Below are 18,074 nucleotides of genomic sequence, written 5' to 3'. Positions count from 1 at the left end.
TATAAGTTCACCTCCAATTTAAAAGTGAATAGTTATGAGTAATAAACTCAAAACACTATCCGCATCCCAGCTTGAACATCTAATTGCAGATACAGTAGGTGAATACCTAGAAGAAGATTGCACCTGCACGATATCGAATCTGGATACCCCTTATATTGACACCGAAGCAGATATTGCATTAGATGATAAAAGAGATCTTACATTTGAGGTGCGATTAACGTATACTGATTAACATGCGAATCCGTAATTAATCCTACCAGGAGGACCTTATGGAAGCAAATCTACTATACGGAGCATATGCCGGCTTTCTCGGTGCGGTAATACTGACTCTTCTCATCTATCTCCTGAAATCGCTCGGCTATTATCTGGATATCCCCTACCTGCTGGGCAGCCGTTTCATCAACATCAATAACACTTCCGGTGTCTACACACTGGGAATTGTACTTCACCTGATAATCGGTGCCGGGTGGGGCATGCTCTATGTGTTTATGATTTCCGCGATGGCAGTAACACCCAACTGGCCGATTGGCATACTATGGGGTTTTGGTCACGGAATATTTGTAGGGGTACTGATGGGTATTTTATCCGAAACTCATCCTCATATAGGAGAAGATAAAACCATTAAAAATCCCGGTATCCTTGGCACAAAATGGGGTATTTCTATTCCCTACCTGTTCCTGGCTCTGCATATTATTTACGGGGCCAGTGCCATGGCGATTTACCACCGGATGATGATTTAGGTTTCAGGGAATTCGGGTTCATGGGTTTCCGCATCAGTTGCCACTTGAGGTATGTCATCCGGTGATACCCAATTGAAATACCTGCCTGCCGTAGCTTCTTCAAGCTCTCTGATATCAAAGGATCTTCCCTGGCTACCGGAGGCAACTGTTACTATAAAGTTGACTAAGTCTCTGTGCTTCTGAATAGGATTTTGTTTCAGACTCACACGCTGTATGCGTTTTATCTGAATGATTGCGGTGGTTCTGGCAAAATCTCTGCTTCGAATTGTCAAAGCATCCTTACTTGTGCCAATTGCGGCATCCCTATACTGGGCATAGCCGAGCAAGATGGCCGGCAACAACAGTGAAATCGCATATTCTCCATAGGGTAAATAAAACCATGCCGGTATAATCACTATCATGGAAACCAAAATCATGCGGAATAGATAGCGCCTTAATGCCCTGCGCGGTGGTTTTGATTGAAAAACAGGATTAGCAAATTCAGGTACTACCTCTTGAAGGAATTCTTGAACTTTTGATTTCCTGATTAGAGGATATAGGGTCGTGGAGTTTCCCTCTTTCTCTCCATAGCCGGCACTTTCCAGGATAATAGAAGCATAACCTAAAGGCTGTCTGAGAAGACCTTCCTTTATTTGTATAGCCTGGATGCGGTTAAAAGGTATAGTGAGTTGACGCTGTTCAAACAAGCCCTGCCTAATTATTAAATCCTTATTCGAAACCCTCAGGGTGAAGCCGAAATATTTTATCAAAGTGCCTAAAAACGATAGCAGCCATGAGAGCAGGACTACCAGTACAATGCTGTAAAGCACCATATTGGTACTTAGCGAAGCCGGAATGATTCTTTCCAGGTAATATAGCATCTCCTCCTCAGAAAGCACCTGGTCAAGTTGTGAGAAGAGCGTACCTATAATGGATAAGGCGATACCGAAGCTTCCAGATGTAAAGGATGTTACCACCAGATCTCTCGCTGAGAGTTCAATTCTTTTGAGTTCGGTCTCTTCTTGCTCCCTATCCAGGGTTTCTTCTTTATGGGAGGTGCGCAGGCTGGCTTTCAGCTGTTCTGCTTTTTCAAGGGAGATGGCAGATATTTTTGCTGCCTTGGATGAACTGCCGGCCGTTTTAACTTCAACTTCTACCAAACCGAACATACGTTGTAAAATTCCCGCTTTGATATCGATGACCTGAATGCGCTCTTTCGACAGATAAATATTTTTTCTTACCAGTACTCCCTGCTCAATACGCAGCTCTCCATCCACGACACTGTATGTAAATCGGAGCCATGAGAGTACGCCTGAGACGAGCAATACCCCTAAGACTGACAGAATACCGAAGAGACTGACCATCGATTCACCGCTGGTGACAAAGAGTAGCAGCAGCAGTGAAATGAAATTACCTTTAATAATGTCGAGCACCTTGCTGACTGCGGCAACAGGATGCTGACGTTCTGCACTAAACATCTTCTTTAGCTTTTAGGGCAAGGCGTGAAATTTGGTCACGCACCTTACCGGCATTTTCTTCCGTAAGTGCGGGTATCTCGTGTGTTGTTGCCGCAGTGGAAATCGTAACATTAGACAGAGCATAATTTCGCAGTATAGGCCCCTGCCTGGTATCGACGTGTTGCACTCTGTTGACTGGTATTAGGGTTCGTTGAACAATTATTAGTCCATGTTGTAAATCAATTTCATGCTCATTGATATCATAGCTCCAGCGTTTCCAACGAAAGTGCGGAATCACAAAGGTAGCTATGAGGGTAACAGGTATGAGTATGGCTACCATTAGCAGATAGATCCATAAATCTACGACTCGTTGAGAATCGAAAAACCACATAGCAATGGGACCAATCCAGAAAAACAGGGATACCAGGAAACCGCTGATGCGCCAGGCTTTAACGGCTGTTTGAGGAAGTCTGTGTTGGGGCTTAGATTTCATGGTCGACAAGTTAACAAACAATGAGTAAGCACTAAAGTTTAAAGATGGGCCTTTTGCAACACAAAACGACAAATTATATTGCTGAAACAAAAAAAGCCGCATTTCTGCGGCTTCTTCTGCTAAAAGATGCTAAAAGTTAGCTCTTATTTTTAATGTCCTGAATTTCAAGACGAACTTCCTGTGCCAATTTTCGTAACTCCTGAAGGCCTTTACGAGCGCGAGTTCCTGCTGCTTTATTCCCTTTTTCGTAGAATTTTGCCATATCTTCTTCTACGCCTTCAATTACATTTTTGATATCATCAAATCTGCTCATTTATAATCTCACTATTTATTTAGGTTAATGTAAAGGGTAATCCCATCACTGTGTTGGTTCGAAATGATATTCGAAATTTAAGTCCCCTAAGTTACCACTTTGGCAATTAAAATCACGTAAAATTTATCATAAACTCATTTATCTCAGATTATGACTACACTGTAGTGGCTCCTTCGGTCACTTTTGGTACTCTTAACATCAACAGGAAACCTATTATAAACAACACGATTATAACACTCATACCAATCCTTTGACTTCCCGCCACAAAGGTGAGCCAACCGACCAGGAAAGGACCGATAAATGAAGTCACCTTGCCGGATAAAGCAAATAAACCGAACATTTGATTACGAAGCTCCTTTGGGGCAATTCTTCCCATATAAGTACGGCTGGCTGCCTGAACCGGGCCCACAAAAATTCCCAAAGTTAAACCGAAAACCCAGAACCAGAAGGAAGAAGCTACCAGCAATACCGCAGAAGTAGTAATAATAAGCCCGGTCAATGAAATCAAAATCGTCTGCCTGCTTCCCATGTAATCATCAATCCAGGCAAAGAGTGCTGCCCCCAAACCGGCTGTCAGGTTTAAACCAATTCCGAAGATCAGTACCTGCTTCTCGTCCATATCAAAGGTGCCTGCGGCGTAAATCCCACCAAAAGCAAATACAGTGGCAAGGGCATCGATAAAAATCATCCGTGCAATTAGAAATCGCAGAATATCTTTATAATCGCGTATGTGCTGTATAGACTCTTTGAGCTGCTTCCACCCGTTTTTAACTGCTTTATTGATTCCAATACCGGTGCGAGGTTCATCTGGTGTATTCAGGAAAAGGGGAATAGAAAAAATGAGATACCAGATTGCTACTAATAAAAATGTGGCCCGAACATGCTCTGCCGCGGCTTTATCAAGACCGAATGGCGGTTGATCTACATTGATAAACAAGAACAAGGCAACTACCAGGCAGACCAGGCCTCCTGCATAGCCCAGGCCCCAGGCCCAACCCGACCAGCGTCCCATTTTCTTACCCGAGACAAGATTTGGCAGCATGGCATTATAAAAGATGATGGCACACTCCGATCCTACGGTAGAAATAAAAATGAGAACAAGTGCCAGAAACAGGTACTCATTGGAAGGGCCAACAAACCAGAGTCCCGCTACCGCAAAAATGCACATGAGGCTGAATGCAAAGATCCAGGGTTTTCTCCTTCCCATCTGATCAGCGATAGCACCCAGAAAAGGTCCGACCAAGGCAATGAGCAGTCCCGCTGCACTGATCACATTTCCCCACTGATTGCTGCCTATAACATCGTTTTCGGCGACGGATTGAATAAAATAGGTTGCAAACACAAAGGTCTGGATGACGGCAAAAAAGGAACTGTTTGCCCAATCGTAAAGGGCCCAGGAAAACAAGGCTTTTGTAGAAGCCGACTCTTCATTTTTAGTGTTCATCTGATAATTTGATTCCCTTAATTCCTGTTAAGAAAAAACTGTCGGTACAAGTATGGTCGGAATACTTTGGAAATGCAATATGTTTAGTATATATAATACACAACCACTGAAAGTACCCTTATGATCTTCTTATGAATAAGAATAAACAAAACTATATTTATGTATATGATGAGAATCATCATCAAATTATTGTCATTGATGGTGAAACCGGTGAGAAAATTGATCAGAAGGACGATCGCGTCACATCCATCTTAAAACACTTTCAGGAGGAAGGACTTACAGCCAAATTGCGAAAGTTCGCGGTATGGTGCGCAAGGCAAGCCAATGAAGAAATTAAGCCGATTCAGAAAAAGTTGATTGATCTCGCAGAATCGGCCATTAAGGGAGAAGCAACAACCAAACAGCTACGGGAACTCTACGACGAAACGGAAGGCGCTGCCATTGCCACAGATACCGTTGGTCTCAGGCAGGGATCGGATAAAGCTCCCGCATTCCTGACTACACGAGAATGTATTAATCCCAATCCCTATGATGCCGCCCTTCAGGCTGCCCGCTTTCACCGGCTATGGGCTGAACTGAAACATAAAGGCTCCGGAGACGAAAAATTCCTGAAAGAGATTAAAGTCAATACTGCAGGCGATGTTGTTCGCGATACCGAGCAGAAACAGGTAGATTACCTCCTTGACCTAATGAATACCGACGATTAATATTTTTTACTTAACCTGTGTGATTGTCTTCCGGGATGGGGCCCAACCCATCGAAAAACCTACTCTGTGGATCCCAAAATGCATATTAGGACATTTTATTGTTTGATTTCCTTCCTTTATCTATATTGAATTATCTGTGTGAAATAATATACCCCAATGCATCAGAACAGCGGTAACGTATTAATGATATCCGATGAGGAGCATGATTTAAATCTGTTCCGATCGCAATTCGTACGTCATTACAATGTTTTTACTGCCTCTTCCATCCGCAAAGGATTCAAAACTCTGGAAGAGTATGATATCCATGTGGTGCTCATCAAGCAGAAAATGAACGACATGACGGGGCTGCAGTTCAGTGAAAGTATATCCCACTCTAAGCCCGAGGTTCTCAGTATCATTTTTGCAGAATCTGAAGACACGGAATCACTGGACATAGCGATTAAAAAGAATCTAATTTACCGCTACGTCAACTATCCCTATGATGACAAAGATTTAAAGATGGTGCTCGATGGGGCATTGAAACTCAGTGAAGCTGAGTATCACAATCGTGAACTATCCGGGGAGATCGAAAAGTTCAAAAGCAAGCAAGAGGATATCCTTAAGTTATTCAAGCGCTATGTACCGGGCGAAGTGGTATCGCAAGCACTCGACTCGAGCGATGAACAGCTTATGAGTCCCGGAGAATCGCGCGTTGTTTCGGTACTTTTTGCCGACATCCGCGGGTTTACCCAATTTGCCTCACACCTGCGTCCTTCTCAGGTGGTCAGTTTTCTCAATGACTACTGGAATGAGATTTCAGATTGCATAAAGAAAAATAAAGGTTCCATTAACAAGTATATGGGTGACGGATTGCTGGCTGTATTCGGTGCGCCGGTTTCTTATATAGATAATCATACCAATGCCGTTTCCGCTGCGCTTGACATGATAGAATCGCTGGGCAGTATCAATAAAAAATATGCCGACCTGCTGGGTACTGAAATAAAAATCGGTATCGGAATTAATACCGGTGAAGTGGTGGTGGGAAATGTAGGCACCAATGATTACATGGAATACACCGTCATTGGGAATACGGTAAACGTCGCCTCGCGCATGGAAGCCATCAGTAAGAAAATCCCCAATTCCATCATCATCAGTGAACATACCCGGGAGCTTGTAAAAGATGAGTTTGAAACTTCAGGACCCAAAGAGGCAACTATCAAGGGGAAAGGGGTGAGCATTCCCTACTTCGAGGTATTCAGGAAAAAGTCAGACAATATATATAACATCCGCTCCCGCAGAGAAAGCAGTTAGACTTTCTCCCACCGCTTAATCCGGCATTCTGAACCAGTATATACTCCCTTCATTGTTTAAGTTTTTTATGCATTCCACGGAAAGATTGTTTTAATTATTGTCCAATTCCTCACATAAATACTTACTGCTTTGAAAACACTTAAGATTGGATTTATAGGTTCCGGTTTCATTGCCCACTTCCTCGCTAAAGCCATGTTACAGGTACGCGGTGTTGAATTATCAGCCATATATAATAGGTCGAGCGCTGAAGATTTAGCCCGTTTTGCAAAAGAACATTTGCTGGGTCAACCGGTAATATGTGACAGCATTAAGGAAGTTTGTGAAAACAGTGATGCTGTCGCCATCCTCTCTCCAAACTTTACCCGTGTAGAAGTGATGGAAGAAATCGCCGATAGCGTTTCAGCCGGCGTCGAGCTTATAGGTGTGATTTGTGAGAAGCCATTGGGACGTACTATAGCAGAGGCTACCAGAATGGTTGAGCTTGCAGAGTCAGCAGAACTACTTACCGCCTACTTTGAAAACCAGCTACACGTTCCGGGTATCAACAAAGCTCTGAAACAATTGGAACCGCAAATGCAAGCCATGGGCAACATGGCACTTGCCAGGAGTACAGAAGAACACTCCGGTCCGCACAGCTCATGGTTCTGGAATCCCATAAAACAGGGCGGCGGTGCCCTTTCGGATATGGGCTGTCATAGTATCGCAGCCTCACGCCACATTTTAACGCCCCCTGATAAAGACCCCCTGTTCCTGGAGCCCATCAGCGTTCAGGCTGATACAAGTCTTCTAAAGTGGGGACAGCCAAAATATCGCAAACAGCTTAAAGAGAAATTTGGGGTAGACTACGCTGCGACGCCGGCAGAAGATTTTTGTACCGGCACCATCAACTATAAAAATCCCGAAACAGGTCAGGTGGTAAAAGCTCAGTTTACCGATTCCTGGATGTACGACAAGCAAGGCCTGCGTATTTCGGTAGAAGGTTTGGGACCAGGTTATGCTCTTGAAGTCAACACCCTTCGCTCTCCTTCCGAAATTTTTATAGGTGATGAAGCGGCCGAGGCTGTGGCAGACAGTGAAGAAGCTCTCGAAAAGTCCACTTCCAGCAAAGGTTTATTGGCCCTGCAGCCCAATGAAGCGGACCTTTATGGTTATATCGGAGAAATCGAAGATATGAGAGATGCATTTCTCGCAGGCAAAGATGCTATGCTTGACTGGAATTATGGAAAAGAGATCACCGTGTTGTGTCAGGCCTGTTACCTTTCAGCGGAGAAAGGGCAAACGCTGAAGCTAGAAAACCCAATTGTTCAGCAGGAACTCGAGGAGTACCGTTCGCTCATTGCCAGAGGCGAAGGAGCTGAAGTGTTATTGAAGTAAAAGCTTACCTTCAATCACGGAATCGAGATCGCTAATTGAGTATTCCGGATTGGCACCGGATTGGGACGCCACATAAGCTCCCGCCGCGTTTGCTAGGGGAAGCAGTTCCTCTTGATTTCTGTCTACGCTTAATCCATACAGCAGAGCAGCAAGAAATGCATCACCCGCACCTACCGCATCCATAACGGTTACAGGGTAACCCCCATGTTCAAACCACTGCCTTTTATGCAGCATTACAGCTCCATCACCGCCCCGGGTTACACAAATCGTCAGGCAACTACACCTTGCAGCAATTTCTCTGAGTGCTTTTTCTGTACTCCCTGAAATTGAATACCAGCTTTTGAGAAGCTCCAACTCGTCCATGTTCATTTTCAGGATATCGGCTCCCTTAACCAGTTCCAGAACAGTATCTTTTTCAAAATGAGGTGCCCTCAAATTCATATCCAGTACTTTGAGACAACTGAGTTCCGATAAGTTGCGCAATCCATGATTTTGCCGATGAGCCAGTGTGCCGTAAACCACCGCCCATGAGTTTTCCAATAACTCTACAATCTTTTTTTGCTGAAGGTTAATAAAATCCCATGCTACGGGTTGCATTATTACATATTCCGGATCGCCGTCTGAATTAAGTTGTACCTTGACGAACCCGGTTTCATGCTCTTTATCGACTTGAATAAAATCACTGTCCAACCCTCCTCGTTCAATGCGGTCTTTTGCTTCACTCCCCAAGCGATCTTCACCCACACGACTAACCATTCGGGCTTCCGCTCCCAGTCTATTCAGATTTAAGCAGACATTCAGTGGAGCCCCGCCCAAATAAATACCACCGGGCAACGCATCCCAGAGCACTTCTCCAACACATGTTATGACCGGATTTTTATTCATTTTTTGGCGGATTATATCAAGCTGAACAAATTTTTAGATAAATAATTGCGCTATTCTAAATCTCAGGTTGTTCCCATGCCCCTGTAATTTCGGCATCATCAGGAAGCAGTTCTTTTTCAAGTTCTTCAAGGCTCTTGTTTTTGGTCTCCGGCATGAGTCCCCACACAAACAGCAGCTGCAGTACCATCATACCCGCAAAAAATGCAAAGATAGTCCCTCCCGAAAAATTGGCCAATACGGTTGGAGTGACCAGTGTAATGATTGCAGCAAAGATCCAATGTGTTCCCGAACCGAGCGACATGCCATAATCCCGAACAGAATTTGGGAAAATTTCTGAAATAAATACCCAGATTACTGCCCCCTGTCCAATAGCATGAGATGCAATAAAGGCCGATACAAAAGCAACCACCATAACCCCTTCAGCCCCGGTATAAAAGGCCCAGGAAACACCCAGTAGTGATAAAATATACCCGAAGGAGCCGTAATACATCAGCTGCTTCCTCCCCACCTTGTCAATGAGGTACATTCCCAGGAGAGTAAACAACAGGTTCACAATACCCAGGGGTATAGATGCCCCAAGCACATCACTGGCGGCAATGCCTGCCTGCTCAAAAATACGCGGGGCATAATAGAGCACAAAATTTATCCCTGAGAGCTGGTTGAAAAATGCCAGTAAAAAAGCAAGGAGTATTGGAAAACGAAATTTCTTTGAAAAGAATGAAACCTGTGCCGTATCAGAGACAGAGTTTTTGATAGCCTCCATCATTTCACTGATGTTTTCTTTTGGACTAAGCTGGCTCAGTAATTCTCTTGCAGCTGATTCGTCTTTTTTCTTTAGGGTTAACCAACGTGGACTCTCCGGCACCCCGATAACCAGCATGGAGTAAATAGCAGCAGGCAAGGCCTCAACTCCGAGCATCCATCGCCAGGAATTGTCTCCGAAATATTCTCCAATCATGTAGTTAGACAAAAATGCCACCAGTATACCGAAAACGATGTTGAACTGGTAGGAAGCTACCAGACGCCCCCTGCTGCCGGGAGGTGTTATCTCAGAGATATAGATTGGTGCCGCCACCGAAGAGGCCCCTACTCCGAGTCCGCCTATGAATCTCGAGAAGGAGAAAATATAGGGATCGGGAGCCAATGCCGAACCGAGAGCTGACAACAGATACAAAATACCGATCCAAAATAAGGTCTTCTTCCTGCCGAATTTATCACAAGGTATGCCACCAAACAGCGCGCCGATCACCGTTCCCCAGAGTGCCATTGACATAATGAAGGTGCCGTGAAAGAGATCACTGGTTTCCCACAGCAGCTGAATGGGACGATCAGCTCCCGATATTACAATTGTGTCAAATCCAAAAAGAAATCCTGCCAGAGAAGCTACAATAGATGAAAGAAGAATGGATTTGGTTTTCAGCATAATAGGTTAGGCTACTTGGAATTATCTTTTTTACCCGTTTTTGATGATGGTATACCATCTTGCTAAGTAAATATCTGCCTTATAAAAGAATATCAACAATCGCCCAATTGCCGACAAAAATCAACCATAAATAAGAATTGGTATTTTGCAATAAGTCTCATAATTTTGGGCGTTATATTTAATTACCCACCTCGAGTGAAGTATTTAAGATTGACGCGTTTAGACGACTCTCTTCTTTGAATGAAGCTCCATGGTGATCAAAACAATTACACAGTACAAATGACACAACAAGGAAAAGTAAAATGGTTCGATACTGAAAAGGGATTTGGATTTATCGCACCAGAGGACGGAGGAAAAGATATTTTCGTCCACAGAAACAATGTAGAAAATTTAGATTACAATCAAGGACTTGAAGACGACGAAGCTGTAGAGTTTGAAGTTGAAGAGACACCTAAAGGCTTAAGCGCAATTAACGTTCGAAGCCTGGATTATAAGTAATTTCGAGTTTTAAACTCGCTACTAAAAAGCCTGCTTCCTAACGAAGCAGGCTTTTTTAATTAATGCCATTTCATCCACTTCCGCCCTACTACTCGAATTCCATTTGGTCAATCCATTCGCGGATAAGTTTCACACCTTCCTCATGTACCAGTGTTCGTCCCAGTTCCGGCATTCTTATTTGGGGTTCTGTTGATTCTAATCGGTAGACAAGTATAGATGAATCCGGTTTCCCCGGTACGATATCGAACTCCAAATCACCCGATCCCCCACCGGTGGCAAGTGGACGTTTAAATATTCCCAGGTTATAGGGATTGTCATTTTCCAGATTTAGAAACAGCCTTGAGTTGTTAGCCGAACCTCCCGGATTATGACACATACCGCAATTTACATCAAGATAAGCCCGTGCGCGGTCATGAATGGTTCCTGTTGCAGTATCATCCCAAGCCGGGAGCCGGGCAAGGCTATCCGGTACCGGAATATCCTCAAGAAAACCGAGCCGGTTCCAATAGACCAGTTGATTTTCAGTCATGTCGTTATAGGTGAACGATTTGTTTAGATTACGGACTTTAGGGCCGATTAAAACGAGTCCACCATTAAAAGAGTGACAGGTTTTACAATCATTAATGGAGGGAATCTGGTACTTAACCTTTTGCTGCATACCCTCTGCATCAACCCATTCAATCTGTTTGCTATCCCCTACCTGCACTAATTCGGCTTCTGTTTGATTTTCATTCCATACATAGGTATTTGCCGTCCATCCGTGAGCAGTGAGTATCATAAGCCGAGTCTCGATGAGAATGCGTCCCATAGATTGATCTTGCTCATTGATGTTGTAAAAGAAATTCTTTACCAAAACAGTACCTATCGGAAAAATGAGACTATTCTCTGATGAATAGGCTATGGATGAATCCGGTGGTATATAAATAAAGCGCTTTTTTCTGGCATAATCGGAAAATAAGGGCGTGTTTAGGTCATACGGAATTAACCTGTCTACCGGTTCGAGTTCACTGATGTCACCCCGGAACAAACTATATTCCGAAAGCTGTTGATGGGGATTATCTACAGCTATGCAGGGAGTATCAATTCCGAACATACAGTTGACATCATTCCCTTTCATGCATCCTGTGAGAAGATAAGCTGAAAGCAGCCACACTGCTGACCAAAGCAGCGTGACCGTGGGCTTTACTTTCAGCTTATTTTTTGGGCAGGCTCTCATTGCAGTCTGTTTAGATTTGTGGAATATCCAGTACGATTTCCGGCAACGGGTCCATAGAACATGCGTGAGGAGAAGCATCGAAACTTAAATTGTTCGGAAAATCATTCAGCAGGTTCAGATTGACAAAACTGCTGCCGTCGTTGTTTTCAATGCAGATAGTGCCAGACTCACCGCTCTCCGGCAAAAAGATACCGTCTAATATGAAATCAGGTATCGGATTCGCTCCGAAACTCTGCACCAGCAGGTTCCCGAAGTCTGACTGTTCTTCCGCAGGCGCATAATTATTACTCCTGCTATAACTGTTATCATGGATATAGATATTGCCGGGGTATGGATTATAATTCGGATCCGTGGGTTCGGGTGCTACTCCAATTCCAACAAGGGCAAGGTAACTGGCCACAGCTGTACCGACCACATTGTTCTCGTGGAGATCGTTGTTGAATATTTCTACATCTGTGATACTGAGCGTTAAAATACCGGTTCCAGCGGGTACCTCTGCGGCTATATGTCCGTGATGAGCAAAATTACCCAGGTTGTTATCAGTGATTGTATTGTTAAAAATCCTGGTCTGACTTCCTAATTGGGACAGTCCGGGTAGATTGATAACCATTATACCGGCAGCGTTTTCGTAGACAACATTGTCATACACGTCTGCACCAGTGGTATTTTCAATTTCAATACCTATCACATTACCCTCAGCCCGTGAGTTTCTGACGATGGCGTTATCCGATTGACCGACATATATGCCCGAGTCGGAAGCCCCGTAAGAGTAGCAGTCATCTATAAGTATATTGCTGCTTTCCACCGGGTAAAGACCATAAGCACCATTGTCTTCCGAGGGTTCGCCGCTCCAGATGGTGTTTAGCCTCAGCATCACGATACTTTGGCTGTCTGTAAATTTAAGCGCATCACCCATTGTATCCCGAATTGTTAAATCTTTTACAATGATGTCATCGGAATTCGAGATGAGCAGGCCATCCGCTCCCGTTTCCTGATTTTCAAAAGAGAGTATGGTATTTTCCCGGCTTACTCCCTTGATTGTGACATTGGATTTTGAATCCATGGTGAGCCCCCTGCTAAATTCAAATACTCCATCACTCAGGGAAATCGTACAACCGTCTTTCACCTGGTTCAGTGCGGTCTGCATCTGGTTTTGGGCTGCCGGACCCGGTCTGATTTCGAAATCACAGGGAGGCGGCTCTTTACAACCCGACGCCAAAATAATTAAAGATAGAACGGTAAGTATACCTAAACGTTTGTTCATATTAGTTTTCATAGATGCCTCTTGCTTAGTGGTTATGGTGGATATTTACGCGAATGGAAAAGTGGCTTAGACAGATTTACGTAAACATGATAACGTCATTGGATCAAGCCACTAAAATGTGATAAGGCATGACCATTCAACCTGTTTCTCTCCAATGTTCATACCTTCGTTCAACAAGCACAATCCCTGTCTTTCCTACGGCATATTCCTCCATAATTTTACTCCATAAGCCTTCCATCAAGTGCCCTATCTCTTCTTTGCTTTTCTCTTTCAATGCCGTGGGCGAATAACCGGTGTGATAATTGGTAAAATTATTAAGTGTCTTTTCGCAAGGCAGGCTATGCATTCGCGCTATCTTGTAGTTCGAAAGATTTTCATTCGATCTCAGGTATCGAATAATGCTCTCCAGGCGTATCAGTTCCATGATTTTCTGGGGCCTTACACCATAGTGCCTCAGAAATTTTTCGGAAAATCGTTTGGGGTCTTCATATCCCATCAAGTCTGCCCATTCGAATACCCGGGCAACATCAGTTAGATTCGATTTGAGTTCATCAACAGCGTTATGGATGGTTTGATTATTCATATTAAGACCTCACTCGGTTTACTATGTTATTCACTTATTAGATAAACCGAATAAAGGATGAAATACCTGACGAGCTAGGGGGAGAAATCTGACATTTTGTGATAATTAACGGAAATACGGCCCATTAAAAGCGAGTAGGATCTATCTGTCCAGCAAGATATTGCTGTAATTGGGGGGGGGAGTTTATGGTCTCAAATCTGGTAGGTATACGAAAACGACAAGAAGGAAGCTGTCTGGGAATAATTAAACTTTTATGTAAAGAAAATCACTGGTTTAGCGGTATTCTCATAGTCACTGAAGGACCAAAACTAAAAGAGTCGAGGTTTCGGTTTGTATCCAAATTATTTAATGTAAAACCTAATGATACGCGTTGCCAGTTATCGGTTGTGAATTCGGAACCGATCAACGCACCAAACCCCATACCAATAACAGCACCTGTCATTATTTTTAGAGCATTTTCCAAATCTGTAAGATCCATGAAGCATGGATCCACATCGGCATTACATCTCTTATTCATGGTCAATGCACCCACTATTGCACCCGGTATAATTCCCAAACCCATACCCAATCTCCATCGGGTTTTTTGTCCATTTTTTACTTTAATACTCTCAATTGAATGATAAGATAATGTTATTTGCTCATTGCCATCGGAAATCCGAATTCCAAACGGGCTCATCTCGTCAACCCATCCGCTCACGATTCTGTAGTCATATAAAGAAGAAATAATTTTAACCTTATCTCCTACCTTGATGGCGTCGGGTTGTGCTTCCAATTTAAGCGGAAAGAAAATAAAAAGAACGAGTGCCAGCCACTTCCACCTGTTTATTACATTATAGAATTTCATGACACATAACCTCCAAATAATTTTAAACCATGTAGTTTACATGATTGTTTTTTCGTAATCCTTGGCTGCCTCCTTTCTTGCAGGGTCAGTTCTCTCAATTGCTGTCTCAAATTTGCGCTCCCAGGCTTCCTGATTCTTTTTAGCATCCTGTACATAACCGGTATGTTTTATCAAATTTATAAGCATCGTATTGAGTACATTGGCAGGAAACCTGAGCGGACGCTTGATATCCAGAAGCAGTACTACTCTTGTTTCATTTGTATCATTCCAAACTTCATGCTGATAGGTATCGTCAAACAGCATCCCTTTTCCTTCCTTCCAGTGAGCAGTCTCACCATCCACACGGATACGACAATTCTCAGCCTGGCGCGGTACTTTGAGCCCGAGATGGTATCTCAGAAATCCCTTAAATACGCCACGGTGTTCCGGTATATGCTTGCCCGGATTGAGTATGGAAAAGAAGGCAGTGGTCATATCGGGAATAGATTCAATCAGCCGGGTCGTTTCCGGACATTTGGAACAGTTAATCTTTGCCTTGTATCCAAAACCATACAGAAAGAAAGTTCTCCAATCGTCATCTTTGCTGATTGACTGCTGATCTTCCGAGATATCCTGAAATCTGGGGATACGCTCTTTGTACTCCAATATCCGGTCCAGCTCCGCCCGTATGATTCTCCAATTCTGCTCAAGAAACGTTGCCCATTCAAATTGATATGGGTCCAGGAACGGATCCGTTGACACTTTGGAATGATTAATCATTATTCGTTCAAGTTTCCATAACACTTTCCCACCCAGATCTTTTACAAAGTTTCGCCTTCTCTTTCTGAATTGTTCAATGAATGCATTCATAGCTCCGTAATTAGTTATTATTGTTCAAGCATTACCTTTTGGCATTAGCAACTTATTAGCGGAAGGGTAGAATGATGCGACAAACTGAGGGGAAATTGAGGACATTTCATGTCCTCAATCTAATGAAGCGATATTTTTTTCTAAATTTTGCCTCTATATTTTTGACTTCTAAGATATAAAACTTAGATCTCCGTCAGTTTCTAGACCTAAGAAACCAGCGAAGTGTGGGATGTGGTTTACCGGTTGGCTTTATATTCTGAAACTTAAACTAAGCTATTCGTGCGACATTTATGCTTCAGTCTCTGCGTATTCAGTTGGTGTGCTGCCAAATGTCTGTTTGAATAGCTTTGAAAAGTATTTAGCGTCCTGGAAGCCAACCTTATAGGCAATTTCGGAGACATTGCCCCATTCCTGACTGATCAACTGACTGGCTCGCTCCAGGCGCATCATGCGAATATAGCCTCCGGCTGACAAATCGGTAATGGCTCTCATTTTTCGTTGCAGCTGACGAGTGCTAAGGTTTACCTCATCGGCCAGCCAATCAACGCCAAAATTACTATTCTCCATGTGCTTTTCAATCACGGACTGAACCTCTTTCAGGAAACGGGCTTCTTCGGAATCAACCTCCACCTCCTTACCCTTCAGTCGAATTTCCTCGCTGAACTTATTACGCAGCATGCGGCGCAGCTCAATCAAATTTTCGACCCTTGCCATCAATTCGGAAGCGCTGAACGGTTTACTGATATAATCATCGGCTCCAAGTTCCAAGCCCTCTATTTTGCTCTCTTCTGAAACACGTGCTGTAAGCAGAATAACCGGTATGTGATTCCACTCTGTACTTTCTTTAACAATACGGCACAGCTCAAAACCATCAGGTTCTGGCATCATGACGTCGCTGATGATGAGATCAATTTTCTTGCTCTTTATCCATTCTATTGCCTTAAGACTGCTTTCTGTAGCCAACACCTGATACCGGGTTGAAAGCCTGGGTTCCAGATAAGTTAGAATGTCCGGATTATCATCAACCAGCAAAACCTTTGGAGCCTCCGGGGGAGCACTCTCTGCCCATTCCTCGTCGTACAAATCAACCGGTTCCGACTCTAAACTCTCCCGCCCATTGGAAGCCGATAATTGCTTTAAATAGTCTGGCGGTCCGGGAAATTTTTTATGGAGATATATCACGAACTTACTGCCTTTGCCCGGCTCACTATGTACTTCAACGTCACCCCTGTGTAATTCAACGATCTCCTTTACCAGGGCTAAACCAATGCCCGTTCCGCGGGTTTCAACACCGTCTGATTCGGGTGCCTGGTAAAAACGGTCAAATATATGGGCGAGATCTTCTTTGTGAATACCGATGCCATCGTCTTTCACACTGATTCTTACCAGATCACGGGTTCCGTTATATTCTGAGAGGGATACCGTAACAGTGCCGCCCTTTGTGGTAAACTTGATGGCATTGGAAACCAGGTTGCTAATCACCTGTTCTAAATGCCCTGGATCTATCTCTGCATGGATAGGGGTATCTTCGGTTTCAATATTCAGCGATATCTCCTGTGACTCCGCAAGGGGTACGAACGTCTGAACTTTTTGAGTTAAAAACTCTCCCAGGTCAACCTCTCGTATCTTTAATTGAATCTGCCGGGCATCAATTTTGGATAGATCCAACAACTGATTTATCAGGTTCAGGAGCTGTTCCCCATTGCTTTTCATTATTCTAAGCAAATTTGTACTCACTTTAGTCATGCCATTCTGCTCATCTCTCTCCAGCATATCCTGCAGAGGACCCAATATTAAGGTCAGGGGTGTCCTGAATTCATGACTAATATTGGCAAAGAACCGGTCTTTCAGTTTCTCGTGTTCAAGAATTTCTTGAGCCTGCTTTTCTGACTTATTCTTCAACATTTCAAGCACTTCTGCCCGCTCTTCCAGTATTTCACTTAATCTCTCGGCTTGTTTCCGGGCACTGAACTGTTCATACCTATTCAGATAAATTTGTGAAGCAGTGCCTGTCAAAAGAATACTTACAACGGAAATGAAGATTTTTTGCCCCAAATCTATCCGGAGCGGCTCGGTAAGCTCAACACCCAGTAATACAGGTAAATAGTCCAGGGCAAATATTGTGGAAATAATAACGGTCACTGATAACAGGGCAATCTGCCAGCCGGTATATGGTACCATTACCGCTGCAAATAATAAAGCCACCGTGGTCCACGCCATCGTAAATGTAGTATCGGCCCCGACTATATCCTCAATCAGCATCGCCAGAGTAGTAAACCAGATCAGTATAAATACCAATATACGGGTCCATTTCAGGGAGATATCTGTACGCGAAAGCAGAATTAAAGATGAACACAAAATAAAGATGAGAACCTTATCAATGATCAGGTACTGACGATCTCCATTATATTGGCTGTAATCCCATATAATTTCTGAACCTTTGATCAGGGTATGGCTGCCGGCATGCAATACAACAACAACTGCTCCAATTATCCCAAAAATGACCAATCCCTTATGAGCAATGGTTCGAAGCAATATCCTAAACTCTCTATCCTGCTCATACGGCCCGATAGTTAGGAAGGCTTTTGGCGACAGTTCTTGTGAAAATAGTTTCATATATGTGCACCCTACATTGATCCCTATTGGCCCAAGGGTCTCTTCTTTGATGCAGGATAACGTGCCGTACTAATATCAATATGGTTTTAAATACAGATA

Annotated in this window: 18 protein-coding genes; 6 read left to right on the top strand and 12 right to left on the bottom strand. The window is 43.6% G+C overall.

Features of this window, described 5'->3' with window-relative positions:
* The first annotated feature begins 34 nt into the window (after positions 1-34).
* A complete protein-coding gene (locus G3570_RS03975; protein ID WP_165139382.1) occupies positions 35-232 on the top strand; it encodes a hypothetical protein in 198 nt (65 codons plus the stop codon).
* Positions 233-269: 37 nt separating this feature from the next.
* Positions 270-740 carry a hypothetical protein gene (locus tag G3570_RS03970; RefSeq protein ID WP_165139380.1) on the top strand — a complete coding sequence of 157 codons (471 nt, stop codon included), beginning with the start codon at positions 270-272 and terminating at the stop codon, positions 738-740.
* Here the strand turns inward: G3570_RS03970 and G3570_RS03965 are convergent.
* The 4 genes from G3570_RS03965 to G3570_RS03950 form a co-directional block, all read right to left on the bottom strand.
* Entirely contained in the window at positions 737-2,197 is a 1,461-nt protein-coding gene (locus tag G3570_RS03965) for a PH domain-containing protein (RefSeq protein ID WP_165139378.1), read from the bottom strand. The two genes, G3570_RS03970 and G3570_RS03965, sit on opposite strands and share 4 nt — an antisense overlap.
* A complete protein-coding gene (locus G3570_RS03960) occupies positions 2,190-2,669 on the bottom strand; it encodes a PH domain-containing protein (protein WP_165139376.1) in 480 nt (159 codons plus the stop codon). The genes G3570_RS03965 and G3570_RS03960 overlap by 8 nt, the downstream gene beginning before the upstream one ends.
* 136 nt (positions 2,670-2,805) lie before the next feature.
* Complete coding sequence (locus G3570_RS03955; RefSeq protein ID WP_165139374.1) at positions 2,806-2,982, bottom strand: histone H1; 177 nt, start codon at positions 2,980-2,982, stop codon at positions 2,806-2,808.
* 154 nt (positions 2,983-3,136) lie between these two features.
* On the bottom strand, positions 3,137-4,426 hold the full coding sequence (locus G3570_RS03950) for an MFS transporter (RefSeq protein WP_165139372.1): 1,290 nt from the start codon (positions 4,424-4,426) through the stop codon (positions 3,137-3,139).
* 131 nt (positions 4,427-4,557) lie between these two features.
* Between G3570_RS03950 and G3570_RS03945 the strand changes: the two genes are divergently transcribed.
* The 3 genes from G3570_RS03945 (at position 4,558) to G3570_RS03935 (ending at position 7,797) form a co-directional block, all read left to right on the top strand.
* The gene (locus tag G3570_RS03945) at positions 4,558-5,133 is read left to right on the top strand and encodes a hypothetical protein (protein ID WP_165139370.1); all 576 of its coding nucleotides are present in this window, start codon (positions 4,558-4,560) and stop codon (positions 5,131-5,133) included.
* Between the two features lie 156 nt (positions 5,134-5,289).
* Positions 5,290-6,423, top strand: a complete 1,134-nt coding sequence (locus G3570_RS03940) for an adenylate/guanylate cyclase domain-containing protein (protein ID WP_165139368.1) — start codon at positions 5,290-5,292, stop codon at positions 6,421-6,423.
* Between the two features lie 129 nt (positions 6,424-6,552).
* Complete coding sequence (locus tag G3570_RS03935) at positions 6,553-7,797, top strand: Gfo/Idh/MocA family protein (RefSeq protein ID WP_165139366.1); 1,245 nt, start codon at positions 6,553-6,555, stop codon at positions 7,795-7,797.
* On the opposite strand, the gene G3570_RS03930 is transcribed toward G3570_RS03935, so the two are convergent.
* On the bottom strand, positions 7,786-8,682 hold the full coding sequence (locus G3570_RS03930) for a carbohydrate kinase family protein (RefSeq protein WP_165139364.1): 897 nt from the start codon (positions 8,680-8,682) through the stop codon (positions 7,786-7,788). The two genes, G3570_RS03935 and G3570_RS03930, sit on opposite strands and share 12 nt — an antisense overlap.
* 55 nt (positions 8,683-8,737) lie before the next feature.
* Positions 8,738-10,105, bottom strand: a complete 1,368-nt coding sequence (locus G3570_RS03925; RefSeq protein WP_165139362.1) for a sugar porter family MFS transporter — start codon at positions 10,103-10,105, stop codon at positions 8,738-8,740.
* 279 nt (positions 10,106-10,384) lie between these two features.
* Between G3570_RS03925 and G3570_RS03920 the strand changes: the two genes are divergently transcribed.
* Positions 10,385-10,603 (top strand): cold-shock protein, encoded by a 219-nt coding sequence (locus tag G3570_RS03920; protein WP_165139360.1) that lies wholly within the window; start codon positions 10,385-10,387, stop codon positions 10,601-10,603.
* A gap of 88 nt (positions 10,604-10,691) precedes the next feature.
* Here G3570_RS03920 and G3570_RS03915 read toward each other — a convergent pair whose 3' ends face one another.
* From G3570_RS03915 to G3570_RS03890, 6 genes are all read right to left on the bottom strand, one after another.
* On the bottom strand, positions 10,692-11,819 hold the full coding sequence (locus G3570_RS03915; RefSeq protein WP_165139358.1) for an SO2930 family diheme c-type cytochrome: 1,128 nt from the start codon (positions 11,817-11,819) through the stop codon (positions 10,692-10,694).
* A 10-nt stretch (positions 11,820-11,829) separates the two neighbouring features.
* A complete protein-coding gene (locus tag G3570_RS03910) occupies positions 11,830-13,095 on the bottom strand; it encodes a parallel beta-helix domain-containing protein (protein ID WP_165139356.1) in 1,266 nt (421 codons plus the stop codon).
* 124 nt (positions 13,096-13,219) lie between these two features.
* The gene (locus G3570_RS03905; RefSeq protein ID WP_165139354.1) at positions 13,220-13,666 is read right to left on the bottom strand and encodes a helix-turn-helix domain-containing protein; all 447 of its coding nucleotides are present in this window, start codon (positions 13,664-13,666) and stop codon (positions 13,220-13,222) included.
* 265 nt (positions 13,667-13,931) lie between these two features.
* Positions 13,932-14,510: a hypothetical protein gene (locus G3570_RS03900; protein ID WP_165139352.1), complete on the bottom strand. Its 579-nt coding sequence runs from the start codon at positions 14,508-14,510 to the stop codon at positions 13,932-13,934.
* 36 nt (positions 14,511-14,546) lie between these two features.
* The gene (locus G3570_RS03895) at positions 14,547-15,359 is read right to left on the bottom strand and encodes an aspartyl/asparaginyl beta-hydroxylase domain-containing protein (RefSeq protein ID WP_165139350.1); all 813 of its coding nucleotides are present in this window, start codon (positions 15,357-15,359) and stop codon (positions 14,547-14,549) included.
* 288 nt (positions 15,360-15,647) lie between these two features.
* Positions 15,648-17,975: a hybrid sensor histidine kinase/response regulator transcription factor gene (locus G3570_RS03890; RefSeq protein ID WP_165139348.1), complete on the bottom strand. Its 2,328-nt coding sequence runs from the start codon at positions 17,973-17,975 to the stop codon at positions 15,648-15,650.
* Positions 17,976-18,074 lie beyond the last annotated feature (99 nt).

Source organism: Halalkalibaculum roseum, assembly GCF_011059145.1.
Classification (GTDB): domain Bacteria; phylum Bacteroidota; class Rhodothermia; order Balneolales; family Balneolaceae; genus Halalkalibaculum; species Halalkalibaculum roseum.
The sequence above is the reverse complement of the archived record's forward strand: the minus strand, read 5'-3'. Positions and strand labels throughout refer to the sequence as shown.